This is a genomic window from Streptomyces antarcticus (genome assembly GCF_026627255.1).
Taxonomy (GTDB): domain Bacteria; phylum Actinomycetota; class Actinomycetes; order Streptomycetales; family Streptomycetaceae; genus Streptomyces; species Streptomyces antarcticus.
Genome location: NZ_JAPNLM010000019.1, coordinates 22,900 through 38,983, shown reverse-complemented (window position 1 = coordinate 38,983; position 16,084 = coordinate 22,900). Strand labels below are relative to the sequence as shown.

The 16,084-nt window shown below is 73.1% G+C and carries 11 protein-coding genes; 3 read left to right on the top strand and 8 right to left on the bottom strand.

Annotation, left to right across the window (positions count from 1 at the left end):
• Positions 1-54: 54 nt before the first annotated feature.
• The 3 genes from OTB16_RS25930 to OTB16_RS25920 form a co-directional block, all read right to left on the bottom strand.
• Positions 55-2,973, bottom strand: a complete 2,919-nt coding sequence (locus OTB16_RS25930) for a protein kinase (RefSeq protein WP_267723159.1) — start codon at positions 2,971-2,973, stop codon at positions 55-57.
• Positions 2,974-3,050: 77 nt separating this feature from the next.
• A complete protein-coding gene (locus tag OTB16_RS25925; RefSeq protein WP_267723158.1) occupies positions 3,051-5,615 on the bottom strand; it encodes a serine/threonine-protein kinase in 2,565 nt (854 codons plus the stop codon).
• A gap of 378 nt (positions 5,616-5,993) precedes the next feature.
• On the bottom strand, positions 5,994-7,700 hold the full coding sequence (locus tag OTB16_RS25920) for a glycerol-3-phosphate dehydrogenase/oxidase (protein ID WP_267723157.1): 1,707 nt from the start codon (positions 7,698-7,700) through the stop codon (positions 5,994-5,996).
• Between the two features lie 257 nt (positions 7,701-7,957).
• On the opposite strand from OTB16_RS25920, the gene OTB16_RS25915 reads away from it, so the two are divergent.
• Together OTB16_RS25915 and OTB16_RS25910 are read left to right on the top strand one after the other, a co-directional pair.
• A complete protein-coding gene (locus tag OTB16_RS25915) occupies positions 7,958-9,187 on the top strand; it encodes a nucleotide sugar dehydrogenase (RefSeq protein WP_267723156.1) in 1,230 nt (409 codons plus the stop codon).
• A 115-nt stretch (positions 9,188-9,302) separates the two neighbouring features.
• On the top strand, positions 9,303-9,776 hold the full coding sequence (locus tag OTB16_RS25910) for a hypothetical protein (RefSeq protein WP_267723155.1): 474 nt from the start codon (positions 9,303-9,305) through the stop codon (positions 9,774-9,776).
• 76 nt (positions 9,777-9,852) lie between these two features.
• Here the strand turns inward: OTB16_RS25910 and OTB16_RS25905 are convergent, their stop codons facing one another.
• From OTB16_RS25905 to OTB16_RS25890, 4 genes are all read right to left on the bottom strand, one after another.
• A complete protein-coding gene (locus OTB16_RS25905) occupies positions 9,853-10,977 on the bottom strand; it encodes a GuaB3 family IMP dehydrogenase-related protein (RefSeq protein ID WP_267723154.1) in 1,125 nt (374 codons plus the stop codon).
• Positions 10,978-11,142: 165 nt separating this feature from the next.
• On the bottom strand, positions 11,143-12,648 hold the full coding sequence (guaB, locus tag OTB16_RS25900) for an IMP dehydrogenase (protein ID WP_267723153.1): 1,506 nt from the start codon (positions 12,646-12,648) through the stop codon (positions 11,143-11,145).
• 117 nt (positions 12,649-12,765) lie between these two features.
• Positions 12,766-13,395: a sigma-70 family RNA polymerase sigma factor gene (locus tag OTB16_RS25895; RefSeq protein WP_267723152.1), complete on the bottom strand. Its 630-nt coding sequence runs from the start codon at positions 13,393-13,395 to the stop codon at positions 12,766-12,768.
• A gap of 312 nt (positions 13,396-13,707) precedes the next feature.
• Positions 13,708-14,319, bottom strand: coding sequence for a response regulator transcription factor (locus OTB16_RS25890; protein WP_003948568.1), 612 nt, complete (start codon positions 14,317-14,319; stop codon positions 13,708-13,710).
• A gap of 380 nt (positions 14,320-14,699) precedes the next feature.
• Here OTB16_RS25890 and OTB16_RS25885 point away from each other — a divergent pair, with 380 nt between their 5' ends.
• Positions 14,700-15,029, top strand: a complete 330-nt coding sequence (locus tag OTB16_RS25885) for a WhiB family transcriptional regulator (RefSeq protein ID WP_267723151.1) — start codon at positions 14,700-14,702, stop codon at positions 15,027-15,029.
• Between the two features lie 103 nt (positions 15,030-15,132).
• Here OTB16_RS25885 and OTB16_RS25880 read toward each other — a convergent pair whose 3' ends face one another.
• On the bottom strand, positions 15,133-16,032 hold the full coding sequence (locus OTB16_RS25880; protein WP_267723150.1) for a LysR family transcriptional regulator: 900 nt from the start codon (positions 16,030-16,032) through the stop codon (positions 15,133-15,135).
• Positions 16,033-16,084 lie beyond the last annotated feature (52 nt).

Below are 16,084 nucleotides of genomic sequence, written 5' to 3'. Positions count from 1 at the left end.
CGTAAAGACAGCACTGTGACGCAATCGCCGTACTGATCGGGCGTCAGAGAACCGTCAACCGCCCGCCCTGTAACTCGCCGTGGCCTTCTCGAAGACTTCGGTCACCTTGCCCGACTCGTCCTCCGGACCGGTGACGATGACCACGTGGTAGCTCCCGCCGAGGGCCACGACGAAGTTGCGCGCGAAGACGTTGCGCCCGTTGCCGTCGATCCACGTGTACCGGGCGGTGACGCGGAGCTGCTGGCCCACCGTGGTCTTCTTGATGTCGCCGACGGAGGACCAGGTGGAGCTGCGGTAGGGGTTGAGCTCCGGCTCCTTGTCCTTCTGGTAGGCCTCCGGGTCCGGGTTTCCCTGGACCTTGTCCCGTCCGGGCACGACGGTCAGGACGAACTGCCCCTCCGTGAAACGCACCTGGCCGGCCTCGTTGATGCCGTTGCGGTCCCAGCCGTCGGGCACCGCGATCTGGAAGTGCTCCGGATCCTGCTGGACGTTGTAGCCGGGCGGCGCCGAAACGGTCGGCGCCGCCGTCGGGGGCGGTGTGGTCGTCTGGGGCGCCGGCTTCGACTCGGGCGTGCCGGCGGGCGTCTGCGAGGGGCCCTGGCTCTGCTTGCGCGGCGTCGGCCCGGCGCCAACCTGCCCGCCGGGTTCACCGGACCGGGGCATGAACAGCATCGCGTACGCCACCGCCCCGGCGAGCAGGGCCAGTACCCCGACGAGCAGGGTCCGGCCGAGGGAACGGGGCTTGCGGGGGCCCGCGGGATTGCGGTGCCGCCCGTGGAGTTCACCGCGCCGGCGTACGACGGGCAGCCGCGCGGGGTCCGGCTCCGGCATCGGGAGGAAACCGAAGCCGGCCTCCGGCTCGGGGGCGGACCGTACGAGCGAACGCAGCCAGCCGCGCAGCTCCTCGAAGTCGGGCCGCTCGGTGGGGTCCTGACGCAGCAGCGACTCGACGATCGGGCGCAGCGCGCCGCACTCCTCCGCGAAGGCGGGCGGCTCCGCGCAGACCATCTCGACGAGTTCGGCGACGCTGTCCTCGGGGTACGGGGCGTGCCCCTGCACGGCGCGGTACAGCAGCGCGCCCAGCGCCCAGAGGTCGGTCGCCGGGCCGACCGGGGCCGCCAACTGCCAGTGCCCGTGCACGGGACCGGCCTGCTCGGGGGCCCACCGCTCGGTGACGGCCCCGACGACGGCCATCCGCGTCTGCCGGGCCCGCTCGGCGTCCAGCCCGGTGCGCGGTCCGTCCCAGCCGGGCCGCGGACCGGGGTGCCCCGGCGCGGGGTGTACGGGCACGGGGCGCCCCGGTGCGGGGTGCCCCGGCGCGGGTGCCGGGACCGGCTGCGGCCGGGCGGCCCAGCTGCCGGCCTGCGGCTGCCGGGGCGGCTCGGGGCTCCGTACGGCGCGTCCCGGCTCCGGGGAGCCCGCCGCCGACGGCCGGTCCCCGTCCGGGGCGTCGGCCTGCCGGTACCCCTGCGGCAGCGCGATCCGCGCGGGCAGCGGGGCCCCGGGCCGGGCCTGCGCGGCGGGGTACGGCCGCGCGTGCGCCTGCGCGGCCGGGTCCGGCTCGGCCGGGCGGTCCGGGTACGGCTCGCCCGGCCCGGACGGGGCGGTCGGAGCGTACGGGGCGGTCGGAGCGGACAGGTCGTACGGGGCGGACGGGGCGGTCGGCTCGGGGCGGGGCTGCGGCGCGGAGTCCGGGGCCTGGCCAGCTTCCGGGTCCGGGGCCGAGGCCGGGTCCGGACCCGGGTCCGAGGCCGACTGCCGCGCGGGGCCCGGCGGGAGCGCCTGGCGGGGGGTGGCCCCGTGCCAGGGCGCGCGGGTGCCGGTGGCCCCGGCCTCCGGGCCGCCGTACGGGTACGAGTACCCCTGCGGGAGGTTCGACCCCTCGGGCCGCGCCTCCTCGACGGCCTTGCGCTGCTCGGTGACCCGGGCGGCGGCGGCCTGCGCCCCGGCCCGGTAGGCGGCGATGGCCCCGGCCCGGGCGGCGGCCTTCAGCTCGGGCCGCTCGTCGGGGCGCTCGGCGGGCCGCTCGGGGGTGATGTGGTCGGTGTAGCGCGGCCCCGTGTCGTAGCCCGGGGCCACGAGCGGCGCGTACCCGGCGTCGCCCGCGCCCGGCCGGGCGGCGGGCGGCACGGCCGCGTCCGGGCCGGTGCGCGGACCGGCGCCCGGGCCCGCCGTGGGGAAGCGGGCGGCGTAGTCGGTGTCGGAGCCGGCGGCCGGTCCGGCGAAGGCCTCCAGGCCCGCACCGGGCAGCCCCGCGCCCCCGCCGGAGTACGGCCCGGCCGCCGGCCCCTGATGCGGCAGCGGCAGCGGACCAGGCGTCCCCGGCGGAGTCCCGGCACCGGTGTACCGCCCCGGCGGCGGGTTCTGGTCCCACCCCGCGTCAGCGCCGAACGCGGCTCTCGGGACCGGGTCGTACCCGCACAGGGCCTCCTCGGCCGCCCCGGCCGCGAGCCCGGTCAGCACGACCCGCCCGTCGTCGCAGACCAGTACCGTCCGAACGGTGATGTTCCGGTGCGTCCAGCCGTGCGCGTGCAGCACCCGCAGCGCGGTCAGCACGTCCGACGCCACCTCGGCCGCCCGGTACGGGCTCAGCGGCTCGTCCGCTATCAGCGCGGCCAGCGGCCTGGCCGGGACCAGTTCGCTCACTATCCACAGCGAGTCGCCCTCGGCGAACACGTCGAAGACCTGGTCCAGCCTGGGGTGGTCCGGGATCGCGGCCGCCGCCTGCGCCGCCTCGATGGCGCGCCGGACGGCGGGCAGTTCCGCCACCCCGCCGCGCCCCGCGGTCGGAGTGACCCGGTGGCCGTCCAGCAGCTCGGCGTCCACGACCTCGGGCAACGGCACCTGCCGTACGAGGACTTCCTGTCCGCTGCGCGTGTCGAAGGCCCGGGTCTCCACCAGCTCGAACTCGTCGGACGGCGGCAACGGCAGACGGTAGCGGTGGGCCAGGATCCGGCCCGCGTACTCCTCCACTTCGCCTCCCCCGAGTGCGGCGGCCCCCCATGGCCCCGCTGACACGATACGACGCGCGGGCCGCCCGCGTCCCGGGGTCAGCCGAGCGACCGGAAGGTCTCGAAGGCCGTGTTGCGCATCTGCGTGCACTCCGCGGCGTCCCACTGGTCCGCGGGGCAGCTGATCATGATCGCGTAGCCGTGCTTCGCGTCCATCTTGAAGCCGCGGTTGAGGACCCGGACCTTGATGCCCTTCTGCTCCCGCTCGAACTCCCAGTCGGCGACGGTCGGGTAGCCCCGGTAGTCCACCGTGTCTATCCGGATCTGCCGGTAGTTGTCGCTGCTGGCCGCGGTCTGCACGGCCAGGGCGAGCCACGAGGCCTTGGCGTCGTTACCGGGTTTCTGGGTGAAGTCGACCTGGATGCGCGGGAATCCGCCGTCACGGCTCCATATGCCGCCGGAGTCCTCGCCCGCCGTGCCCGTCCGGCGGAAGCCTTCGGGCATGCCCATCGAGAACTTGAACGCGGGTTCCGTGACCGTGATGTACCCGGCCGGCAGCGCACCGGCGCCACCGGGAGCGGACCCCTGGCCCTGATCGGCGCCGGGAGTCTGCTGCCCCTGCCCCTGGTTCTGCCCCTGGTTCTGGCCCTGGTCCTGCCCCTGGCCCGGTTCGCCGGCGGTGTTGCCGCCGGGCTGGCCCGTGTTCGGCGACGCGGCCGGTGAGTTCTGCGGGCTTCCGCCCGGGGTGGCACTGCCGGACGCGGCCGGGGTGGGCTGTCCGCCCTTGCCCTCGTTCTTGCGGCCGTCCTTGTCGTCACCGCTGACCATGTAGGCGATGAGGGAGCCGAGCGCGGCCAGCACCACGACCACGGCGACGATCGCGAGGACGATGGTACGGCGCGGCACCACGTCGGTGAGCGGCGCGGCGACCGGCGACGCCTTGGGCTTGGACGCGGTCTTGGGCTCCGGTCCGGGTGCCTCGGCGGCCGTGGCCGCAGCCGCGACGACCGCGGCCTTCCGGGCCGACTTCAGCGCGGCACGGGCCCGTTCGCGCTGCTCGCGGTCCCGTCGCTCGCGCTCCTTCTTCGCCGCCTTCTCGGCTGTCTTCTCCGCCTTCTCGGCCGCGACCTTGTCGGCGGCCTCCTTGGCGTCCGCGAGCGATATCTGCCGGGTCTCCTCCGCGGTCGGGGAGGCCACCGGCACCGGTACGGGATCGGGGGCGTCGAGGACCGCGGTGAGCATCGCCCGCGCCTGGGTGTCGTCGAGCCGGTGGGCCGGGTCCTTGGCCAGCAGGCCGTAGATGACCTCGGTGAGCGGGCCGGCGTTCTTGGGCGGATCGACCGGCTCGGTCATCACCGCGGTCAGGGTCGCGAGCGCGGACCCCTTGTCGTACGGGGGCACGCCCTCGACCGAGGCGTACAGCAGGCCCCCGAGCGACCACATGTCGGCGGGCGGACCGGGCTTTTGACCGCGGGCCCGCTCCGGGGAGATGTAGGAGGGTGCGCCGACGAGCATGCCGGTGGAGGTGACGGAGGGGTCGCCCTCGACCTGCGCGATGCCGAAGTCGGTGAGGACGACGCGGCCGCTGCTGCCGGCGATCAGTACGTTGGACGGCTTCACGTCCCGGTGCAGGATGCCCTGGCGGTGCGCGGCCCGGAGCACGTCGAGCACGGCGAGGCCGACCTCGGCGGCGCGACGGGGCGTCAGCGGGCCGTTCTCCCGGACGAACTCGGCGAGCGACGGACCCTCGATCAGCTCCATGACGATCCACGGGCGGCCGTCCTCGTCGACGACGTCGTAGACCGTGACCGCGCCCCCGCTCCGGATCCGGGCGATCGCCTTGGCCTCGCGGAGGGTACGGGTGATGAGCCGGCGCTTCTCGTCCTCGTCGACCCCGGTGGTGAACCGGAGCTCCTTGACGGCGACCGTGCGGCCCAGGATCTCGTCCTCGGCCCGCCAGACGGTGCCCATCCCGCCCTTGCCGAGCACGGCCCCCAGCCGGTACCGCCCGGCGAGCAGCCGCCCTTCGTCCTTCCCGTTCCCCTCGGCGGCCTTACCGCTCCCGCCCCGCCCCGCGGCCTGGGCGTCCTCGCCCTTGCCCGCGGGCTTCACCTGCTCGATCTCGGCCACGGGGGTGGGATCGTCGATCTTGCGCCCACCCTTCACACCCCCGGCCACAGGCTTCGCGTCCTCAACCCGACCGACAGGCTTCGCGTCCTCAACCGCGGCGACGGACTTCGCGGCCCCTGCCCCGGCCACCGGCGCGGCGTCCTCCGCCGCGGGCACCTCGGCCGGCGCCGCGTCAGGACGTGCGTCCTCGGGCTCCTCCACCGCCGCACCCCGGACGCCGACGGACCCCGACTCGGCAGTGTCGGCCTTCACGGACCCGGACGTGCCCGTCCCGGCCTTCGCGGGCGCGGGCTCAGCGGCCTCGGTCTTCCCCGGCACGGGCTTCGCCGCCTCACCGTTCGCAGGGGTCGGCTCGGCGGCCCCGGCCTTCGCGGACCCCGACTTGGCGGCCGCGGCCTTCGTGAGCACGGGCTTGACCTCCTCGGCCTTGCCCGGCCCGGGCATCGGCTTCGCCTGCGCGCGCTGGGCGGAGGCGGGGTTCACCGGCCCGGCCGACTTCACCGCGTCGGCGTCCGCGTCCCCGGCCTTGGCCACAGCCCCCGGCTTCGCGCCCCCGGCCGCAGACTCCGTACCCTCGGGCAGCGCCGCTGGCGAACCGGCAGGCGAACCGGCGGGCGATCCGGCAGGGGACCCCCCAGACGGCCCACCGCCAGGTGATGCGGCAGGCGCCTGCGCAGCCGAACCCGCATCGTCCAGCTCCGCCGCAGGCGACTCGGTGTGCTCCGGCTTCGACATGCGTCCCCTCTGCGATCGTGCCGCCCGCTCCGGCGGCGCCGGCGGACCCGGCGACGCCGACGGACCCGGCAGCGTCCGGGGTCCGCGGTAACCCGCCCCGGCAGGCCCCTCATTGTTCCTCACTCCGCAACGGACGGACCCCCCCGGGTCCGCGGTTCCCCCTTCCACATCCCGGAGTTACAACGGAACGATGTCGGGGGCCCCCAGCCGCGCCGCGTCGGCCGTCTGGTCGTCGGGCTGGCGCTGCGATTCCCGCTCCGCCTGGACCCGCTTCTCGTAGTGTTCCACTTCCTTCTCGACCTGCTGCTCGTCCCAGCCCAGCACCGGCGCCATCAACTCCGCGCACTCCCGCGCCGACCGCGTCCCCCGGTCGAAGGTCTCGATCGAGATCCGCGTGCGCCGCGTCAGGACGTCGTCCAGGTGCCGCGCCCCCTCGTGCGAGGCGGCGTACACGATCTCAGCCCGCAGGTAGTCGTCCGCCCCGGTCACCGGCTCGGCCAGCCCCGGGTCGGCGGCGATCAGGTCCAGCAGTTCCTCCGTCAGCGAGCCGAACCGGTTCAACAGGTGCTCCACCCGCGCCACGTGAAGACCCGTCCGGGCGGCGATCCGCGCCCGCCCGTTCCACAGGGCCCGGTACCCCTCCGCCCCCACCAGCGGCACGTCCTCCGTCACGCATTCCGCGACCCGCTGGTCCAGCCCGTGCACCGCCTCGTCGACGGCGTCCTTCGCCATCACCCGGTACGTCGTGTACTTGCCGCCCGCGACCACCACCAGCCCCGGAACGGGGTGGGCCACGGTGTGCTCCCGCGACAGCTTGCTCGTCGCGTCCGACTCGCCGGCCAGCAGCGGCCGCAGCCCCGCGTACACCCCCTGGACGTCATCGCGCGTCAGCGGGACCGCCAGCACCGAGTTCACGTGCTCCAGCAGGTAGTCGATGTCCGCGCTCGACGCCGCCGGGTGGGCCTTGTCCAGGTCCCACTCGGTGTCCGTGGTGCCCACGATCCAGTGGCGCCCCCACGGGATGACGAACAGCACCGACTTCTCGGTCCGCAGGATCAGCCCGGTGCTCGAATGGATCCGGTCCTTCGGCACGACCAGGTGGATGCCCTTCGACGCCCGGACGTGGAACTGCCCGCGCTCCCCGATCAGCGCCTGGGTGTCGTCCGTCCACACCCCCGTCGCGTTCACGACCTGCTTCGCGCGGATCTCGTACTCGCCGCCGCCCTCGACGTCCCGCACCCGCGCGCCGACGACCCGCTCCCCCTCCCGGAGGAAGCCGACCACCCGCGCCCGGTTGGCGCAGTGCGCCCCGTACGCCGTGGCGGTGCGGACCAGCGTGGCGACGTACCGCGCGTCGTCCATCTGGGCGTCGTAATACTGCAGGGCCCCCACCAGCGCGTCCTTGCGCAGGGCGGGCGCCACCCGCAGCGCCTGTTTGCGCGACAGGTGCCGGTGGACGGGCAGGCCCCGGCCGTGCCCGCTGGAGACGGACATCGCGTCGTACAGGGCGACGCCCGAGCCCGCGTACAGCCGCTCCCAGCCCTTGTGCTGCAAGGGGTAGAGGAACGGCACCGGCTTCACCAGGTGCGGGGCGAGCCGCTCCAGCAGCAGGCCTCGCTCCTTGAGCGCCTCCCGTACGAGCGCGAAGTCGAGCATCTCCAGGTATCTGAGTCCGCCGTGGATCAGCTTGCTCGACCGGCTGGACGTGCCCGACGCCCAGTCCCGCGCCTCCACCAGACCCGTCGAGAGTCCTCTGGTCACCGCGTCGAGCGCGGTGCCGGCGCCCACCACGCCCGCGCCCACGACCAGCACGTCCAGTTCCCGCTCGGCCATCCCGGCGAGGGCCTCGGCGCGCTGCGCCGGTCCCAGTGTCGCTGTCCTCACGGCTGCCTCCCGTTGGTGCGGGTCTACCCCGCATCGTGCGGGTGATCCCGCTCACATCACCCGTTCATGATTCTGACCGCCCCTACCCACATCAGCCACCGCCTGTGGACAACACAAGAACGACCACCGCCGCAGAATGCGACATATCTGTCATATATACGCCTAGTCTGACATTGCGCCAGCTCCCCTCCGACCCCCCTGTCCACAGGGCTTGCGCACGCATCCCCCTCATGTCAGGGAAGGGACGGCACCCCCCAATGCCCGCAGATCTCGCCGTCATCGGACTCGGCCATCTCGGCCTCCCCCTCGCCCAGGCGGCCGTCGCCGCAGGGATCGAGACGGTCGGCTACGACAGCGGTCCGGTCACGGACTCCACCCTCACCGCCGCCGAGATCCGCCGCATGTCGGCGGCCGGCTTCCGGGTCACCACCAACCCCGCCGAACTCGGCCGGGTCCGCACCGCCGTCATCTGCGCTCCTACCCAGCTCGGCGCGGATCGTGCACTCGACCTCTCCGCGGTCGGCGAGGCCGGCCGCGCGCTGGCCGCCCGCCTGCGCGCGCACACCACCGTGATCCTCGAATCGGCCGTCCACCCGGGCGTCACCGAGGACTACCTCCGCCCGATCCTCGAAGAGGGCTCCGGACTGCGGGCCGGCCGGGACTTCCACCTGGCCTACTCCCCCAGCCGCCTCGACCCGGGCAACCGCACGCACGGCATCGCCAACACCCCCAAGGTGATCGGCGGCCTCACCCCCGCCTGCACCGAGTCCGCACACGCGTTCTACACCCGCCTCACCGAGAAGGTGGTCCGCGCCCGCGGCCTGCGCGAAGCCGAGACCGTACAGCTCCTGGAGACCAACTACCGGCACGTCAACATCGCCCTCATGAACGAGATGGCGGTGCTCTGCCACGACCTCGGCGTCGACCTCTGGGACGTCATCCGCTGCGCCGAGACCAAGCCGTACGGGTTCCAGGCCTTCCGCCCCGGCCCCGGCGTCGGCGGCCACGGCGTCCCACTGGACCCCAACTACCTCCCCCACACCACCCGCACCCCCGGCCACCCCCTGCGCATGATCGGCCTGGCCCAGGAGATCAACAACCGGATGCCGCAGTACGTCATCCAGCGGTCCGCCACCCTGCTGAACGAGCACGGCAAGTCCGCCCGCGGCGCCCGCGTCCTCCTCCTCGGGGTCACCTACAAGCCCGACCTCGCCGACCAGGAGGGCTCCCCGGCCCGCGAGATCGCCAGCCGCCTCATCGACCTCGGCGCGCTGATCAGCTACCACGACCCGTACATCGCGGGCTGGCGCGTCCGCGACCAGCCGGTCCCCCGCGCGGAATCGCTGTACGAGGCCGCGGCCAACGCCGACCTGACCATCCTGCTCCAGCACCACCGCACCTACGACCTGCAAGGACTCGCGGTGAAGGCACAGTTGCTGCTGGACACCCGCGGCGCCAGCCCGGCGGGCGCCGCCCACCGCCTCTGAGGCGCGAAGAATCCCCCGGTGCATGTCGGACACGGCTGCTAACCTGCGGCGTCACTTATCTCGCACTTACGTCCCATGGACACCCGTGCGTCCGATTTCCCTGGGGGGATTCCCAATGGCTCAGAGCTTCCAGCCGCCCGCGCCCGACTCCTACACCGCGGCCCCCGCCCCCGCCCCGGCCCGGCACGGCAACGTGGGCTTCGGCATCCTGGCCGCCGTCGTCGCGGCGCTGGTGGCGGCCGGCGCGTACGGCGGCATCATGAACGCCATCGACCGCCAGGTCGGCTACGCCGCGGTCGCCGTCGGCGCCCTCGTCGGCCTCGCCGCCGGCAAGATCGGTGGGAAGAACCCGGTCCTCCCCGTGGTCAGCGCGGTGCTGTCGGTCGGCGCCGTCTACCTCGGCCAGCTGTTCTTCATCGCGCTCGCGCTCTCCGAGTTCGCCCACGTCGGCCTCGGCGATGTCCTGAGCAACCCGGGCATCGGCGGCCTGAACGACATCTGGAAGGAGTCGGCCGAGGCCATGGACTACCTCTTCCTCGTCATCGGCGGAGTCGTCGCCTTCGGTACCGCCCGCAAGGTCAGCGACTGACCCGCGCCAGCACGCGCCGGAGGGCCGGCACCCCGCTCGGGGTGCCGGCCCTCCGGCGTGTCGGCGTGCTGCCAGGTCAGCGGCTGTGCTGCGAGTCCGCGACCGTGACCTCGACCCGCTGGAACTCCTTGAGCTCGCTGTAGCCGGTGGTGGCCATCGAGCGGCGCAGCGCGCCGAAGATGTTCATCGAGCCGTCCGGGGAGTGCGACGGCCCGGTGAGGATCTCCTCGGTGGTGCCGACGGTGCCCAGGTCCACCTTCTTGCCGCGCGGCACGTCCTCGTGGACGGCCTCCATGCCCCAGTGGTTGCCCTTGCCGGGCGCGTCGGTGGCGCGCGCCAGCGGGGAGCCGATCATGACGGCGTCGGCGCCGCAGGCCACGGCCTTCGGGACGTCGCCCGACCAGCCCACGCCGCCGTCGGCGATGACGTGCACGTAGCGGCCGCCGGACTCGTCCATGTAGTCGCGGCGGGCCGCGGCCACGTCCGCGACGGCGGTGGCCATCGGGACCTGGATGCCGAGGACGTTGCGCGTCGTGTGCGCGGCGCCGCCGCCGAAGCCGACCAGGACGCCCGCGGCGCCGGTCCGCATCAGGTGCAGGGCCGCCGTGTAGGTGGCGCAGCCGCCCACGATGACGGGGACGTCGAGCTCGTAGATGAACTGCTTCAGGTTCAGCGGCTCGGCCGCGCCCGAAACGTGCTCCGCCGACACGGTCGTGCCGCGGATCACGAAGATGTCCACGCCCGCCTCGACGACGGCCTTGGAGAACTCGGCGGTGCGCTGCGGGGAGAGCGCGGCGGCGGTGACGACACCGGAGTCGCGCACTTCCTTGATCCGCTGCCGGATCAGGTCCGCCTGGATCGGGGCCGCGTAGATCTCCTGGAGACGGCGCGTGGCGGTCTCCTCGTCCAGCTCCGCGATCTCGTCCAGCAGCGGCTGCGGGTCCTCGTACCGGGTCCACAGGCCTTCGAGGTTCAGCACGCCGAGGCCGCCGAGCTCGCCGATGCGGATCGCGGTCTGCGGGGAGACGACCGAGTCCATGGGGGCGGCCAGGAAGGGGAGCTCGAAGCGGTACGCGTCGATCTGCCAGGCGATCGAGACCTCCTTCGGGTCCCGGGTACGCCGGCTCGGGACGATGGCGATGTCGTCGAACGCGTACGCCCTGCGGCCGCGCTTGCCGCGCCCGATCTCGATCTCAGTCACGTGTGGTGGCCTTTCCTGTGGGTCTGCCCGTCCAGTATCCCCGACGGGCGGAGGACTGCGTTTCGGTGACCGCTGTACGGACGTACCCGCGCGCACGGCGAAGGGGCGGGCCCCCGGCCGGCGGTGGAGATCGCCGTCCGGGGCCCGCCCCTCACGTCACTCGGTTCAGCCCTTGCGGCTGTAGTTCGGTGCCTCCACCGTCATCTGGATGTCGTGCGGGTGGCTCTCCTTGAGGCCCGCCGAGGTGATCCGGACGAAGCGGCCCCGGTCCTGCAGCTCCGGGACCGTGCGGCCGCCGACGTAGAACATCGACTGGCGCAGGCCGCCGATGAGCTGGTGCACGACCGCGGAGAGCGGACCGCGGTAGGGGACCTGGCCCTCGATGCCCTCGGGGATGAGCTTGTCGTCGCCGCCCACGCCCTCCTGGAAGTAGCGGTCCTTGGAGTAGGAGCGCTGGTCGCCGCGGGACTGCATCGCGCCGAGCGAGCCCATGCCGCGGTACGACTTGAACTGCTTGCCGTTGATGAAGAGCAGCTCGCCCGGGGACTCCTCGCAGCCCGCGAGCAGCGAGCCCAGCATCACCGTGTCGGCGCCGGCGACGAGCGCCTTGGCGATGTCGCCCGAGTACTGGAGGCCGCCGTCCCCGATGACCGGGACGCCCGCGGCCTTCGCGGCGAGCGCGGCCTCGTAGATGGCGGTGACCTGCGGGACGCCGATGCCGGCGACCACGCGGGTGGTACAGATGGAGCCGGGGCCGACGCCGACCTTGATGCCGTCGCAGCCGGCGTCGATCAGTGCCTGGGCGCCGTCGCGGGTGGCGACGTTGCCGCCGATGACGTCGATGCCGCCGTTCGACTTGATCTTGGCGACCATGTCGCCGACCAGGCGGGAGTGGCCGTGGGCGGTGTCGACGACGATGAAGTCGGCGCCGGCCTCGATCAGGGCCTGGGCGCGCTCGTACGCGTCACCGGCGACCCCGACGGCCGCACCGACGAGCAGCCGGCCGCCCTTGTCCTTGGCGGCGTTCGGGTACTGCTCGGCCTTGACGAAGTCCTTGACCGTGATGAGGCCCTTGAGGATGCCCGCGTCGTCGACCAGCGGAAGCTTCTCGATCTTGTGGCGGCGCAGCAGCTCCATGGCGTCGACGCCGGAGATGCCGACCTTGCCCGTGACCAGCGGCATCGGGGTCATGACCTCGCGCACCTGGCGGCTGCGGTCCGACTCGAAGGCCATGTCGCGGTTGGTGACGATGCCGAGGAGCTTGCCCGCCGGGTCGGTGACCGGGACGCCGGAGATGCGGAACTTCGCGCAGAGCTGGTCCGCCTCGCGCAGCGTCGCGTCCGGGTGGACCGTGATCGGGTCGGTCACCATGCCGGACTCGGAGCGCTTGACCAGGTCGACCTGGTTGGCCTGGTCGGCGATGGAGAGGTTGCGGTGCAGTACGCCGACGCCGCCCTGACGGGCCATCGCGATGGCCATGCGGGCCTCGGTGACCTTGTCCATGGCGGCGGAGAGCAGCGGAACGTTCACACGGACGTTCCGCGAGATGAGGGAAGAGGTGTCGATATCGTCCGGCGCCATGTCCGACGAGCCCGGCAGCAGCAGGACGTCATCGTAGGTAAGCCCGAGCGTGGCGAATTTGTCGGGCACTCCGTCGGCGTTGACAGTCATGACACCTTCCCAAATGGTCTTGCTCAGCGGGGATGTCCATGCTAACGGGATCCCGTCGCGTCTCATTCCACGACCAAGGCCGAGCGGAAGTTTTGTCACTTCCTACGATGGACGGATCTACTGCTCGGCGAGTGCGCGCAGTCGGCTGAGGGCCCTGTGCTGGGCCACCCGCACCGCTCCGGGGGACATGCCGAGCATCTGCCCGGTCTCCTCGGCGGTCAGACCGACGGCCACCCGCAGGACGAGCAGCTCGCGCTGGTTCTCCGGAAGGTTGGCAAGGAGCTTCTTGGCCCAGGCCGCGTCGCTGCTGAGCAGGGCGCGCTCCTCCGGACCCAGCGAGTCGTCGGGCCGCTCGGGCATCTCGTCGGAGGGGACCGCCGTACTGCCCGGGTGCCGCATGGCCGCCCGCTGGAGGTCGGCGACCTTGTGCGCGGCGATGGCGAAGACGAAGGCCTCGAAGGGCCTCCCGGTGTCGCGGTAGCGCGGCAGCGCCATCAGGACGGCGACGCAGACCTCCTGCGCCAGGTCCTCCACGAAGTGGCGGGCGTCACCCGGAAGGCGGGACAGCCGCGAGCGGCAGTAGCGGATCGCGAGGGGGTGCACGAAGGCGAGCAGATCGTGCGTGGCCTGCTCGTCACCCTCCACCGCACGGCGTACGAGCGCACTGACGGCGCCGGCGTTGCCGCCTCGGGCGGCGCCGGTGGGGCCTGTGGGCTCGGGTGACCCCGGGGCCTCGTCGTCGCGCATCAATCCATGGTGCCTTGACGCCGCAGGATTCGCGGCACCATGGCCCTGGTTGTGCGTCGAAGCGTTATGAGCGGGTGCGCCGGAACTCATGCTCTGCGCCTCCCCTCCCGCTCGGCCGAATGGTCCCCGAGGACGGGGACCCCACATCTCCAAGAATGCGGCACACCCCCAAGGATGCGGCATCGCGCACGAAGCGACACGTCCCCGGACCGCGATCCGCGCATTCCCGGGTACGCCGCCCCGTCCGCCGGAGGCGGACGGGACCGCTCGGACGGTCCGCCGTCGGCGGACCGGTCCGGGTCCGGGGGCGGGTCAGCGCACCAGGCCCCAGCGGAAGCCGAGCGCCACGGCGTGCGCCCGGTCGGACGCGCCGAGCTTCTTGAACAGCCGCCGGGCGTGGGTCTTGACCGTGTCCTCGGAGAGGAAGAGCTCGCGCCCGATCTCCGCGTTGGACCGGCCGTGGCTCATGCCCTCCAGCACCTGGATCTCGCGCGCGGTGAGCGTGGGCGCGGCGCCCATCTCGGCCGAGCGGAGCCGGCGCGGGGCCAGTCGCCAGGTCGGGTCGGCGAGGGCCTGGGTGACCGTGGCCCGCAGTTCGGCGCGCGAGGCGTCCTTGTGCAGGTAGCCCCGGGCGCCGGCGGCGACCGCGAGGGCCACGCCGTCCAGGTCCTCGGCGACCGTCAGCATGATGATGCGGGCGCCGGGGTCGGCCGAGAGCAGCCGGCGAACCGTCTCCACACCGCCGAGCCCGGGCATCCGTACATCCATCAGAATGAGGTCGGAGCGGTCGGCACCCCAGCGGCGGAGGACTTCCTCGCCGTTGGCAGCCGTCGTCACACGCTCGACGCCGGGCACGGTGGCAACCGCACGACGGAGCGCCTCTCGGGCAAGCGGGGAGTCGTCGCAGACGAGGACGGATGTCATGACCGCCCTCCGCAGCTGCTGATGCGCGTCACCTTGAGCCTCCAGGCTGGTACGTATCGTCACCTGTGCGGTCGATGCTCCCGGACACCTGTCCGAGAACTTCTTGGTTCAACCGCCTTCGCACTCTCAACGATGGTCACTCGAAAGAGTTACGGGTCGGACGGACACCTTCGGCACTCTACGTGAGGACGCGATCACGACGGCGGAGGCGCGGGCTCCGTGTCGTCCACATGGAGCTATGCCCTATTTGGCGGCTTTCCTTCCGTTTGGCACATGTCTGAGGCTAGATTCCCAATGAGTCATATTTACATCTACTCCGACAGTAGGTGTGGAGACATGGACCGTATCCGCCTCAGTACCGGCACCAAGAGGGACTACCAATGGCAGATTTCTCCCGCCTCCCCGGACCGAACGCCGACCTCTGGGACTGGCAGCTCCTCGCAGCCTGCCGCGGGGTCGACAGCTCCCTCTTCTTCCACCCGGAAGGCGAGCGGGGCGCGGCCAGGAGCGCGCGCGAGGCCTCGGCTAAAGAGGTCTGCATGAGATGCCCGGTGCGCTCGGAATGCGCCGCGCACGCACTCGCCGTCCGCGAGCCCTACGGGGTGTGGGGCGGCCTCACCGAGGACGAGCGCGAGGAGCTGATGGGCCGCGCCCGGCATCGCCTGATCCCCGCGTCGACCGCGATCGGGCCGAAAGCGCAGCAGCACTGACCGGAACTCCGCGAAACGTCAGAAGGAACGTTTCTTCGAATGTGCGGCGGGTCCGGGCTCCTTGCCCGGGCCCGCCGGGGCGCGGTCGGGGCCCTGCCCCAGGTCAGCGCGCGCCGGCCCGGACCAGCTCGGCCAGGGTCGCGGCCACGGCCGGGACGCGGGCCAGGTCGGGCAGGGTCAGGGCCACGACCTCGCGCTCCACGGCCGGCTCCACGCTGACCGTGCTCACGCCCTTGGCCCGTACGGACTCCACCGCGAGCTCCGGCAGCACCGCCACGCCCAGCCCGGCGCCGACCAGGCCGACCACCGCCGGGTAGTCGTCGGTGGCGAAGTCGATGCGGGGGGTGAATCCCGCGGCTTCGCACACCTCCACCAGGTGGCGGCGGCAGCGCGGGCAGCCGGCGATCCAGGCCTCGTCGGCCAGCTCGGCCATGCCCACCCGTTCGGCCCCGGCCAGCCGGTGACCCTCGGGGACCAGTCCGACGAGCCGGTCGGTCAGCAGCGGCCGGACCACGAGGTCCTCCCACTCCGCGGCGGCCGCGGGCGAACCGCCGTACCGGAAGGCCAGCGCCACGTCGCAGTCGCCCTCGCGCAGCATCTCCACCGAGCGCGGCGGTTCGGCCTCGACGAGCGAGATGCGGGTCCCGGGGTGTCCGGCCCGCATCGCCGCGAGGGCGGTGGGCACCAGGGTGGAGCTGCCGCTGGGGAAGGACACCAGCCGGACGCGGCCGGCGCGCAGCCCGGCGATGGCCGCGACCTCCTCCTCGGCGGCGGTCAGCCCGGCCAGGATGCCCGCGGCGTGCCGCACGAGGGCCTCACCGGCCTGGGTGAGCCGCATCTCGCGGCCGGTGCGGATGAGCAGCGGGGTGCCGGCCGACTGCTCCAGCGCCTTCATCTGCTGGGAGACGGCGGGCTGGGTGCAGCCCAGTTCGCGGGCGGCGGCGGAAAAGGAGCCGGTCCCGGCGACGGCGCGCAGGACCCGGAGATGACGTGCCTCGATCACCCTCCGAGCATAAGCCCCGCTTTGACCGCGGTGCGAATATCCGTACGACTCT

Excerpts from the sequence above, each read along its gene's own strand:
- OTB16_RS25915 (WP_267723156.1), top strand. The coding sequence starts at position 7,958 with ATGCCCGCAGATCTCGCCGTCATCGGACTCGGCCATCTCGGCCTCCCC.
- OTB16_RS25910 (WP_267723155.1), top strand. The coding sequence starts at position 9,303 with ATGGCTCAGAGCTTCCAGCCGCCCGCGCCCGACTCCTACACCGCGGCC.
- guaB (WP_267723153.1), bottom strand. The coding sequence starts at position 12,648 with ATGACTGTCAACGCCGACGGAGTGCCCGACAAATTCGCCACGCTCGGG.
- OTB16_RS25895 (WP_267723152.1), bottom strand. The coding sequence starts at position 13,395 with ATGCGCGACGACGAGGCCCCGGGGTCACCCGAGCCCACAGGCCCCACC.
- OTB16_RS25890 (WP_003948568.1), bottom strand. The coding sequence starts at position 14,319 with ATGACATCCGTCCTCGTCTGCGACGACTCCCCGCTTGCCCGAGAGGCG.
- OTB16_RS25885 (WP_267723151.1), top strand. The coding sequence starts at position 14,700 with ATGGCAGATTTCTCCCGCCTCCCCGGACCGAACGCCGACCTCTGGGAC.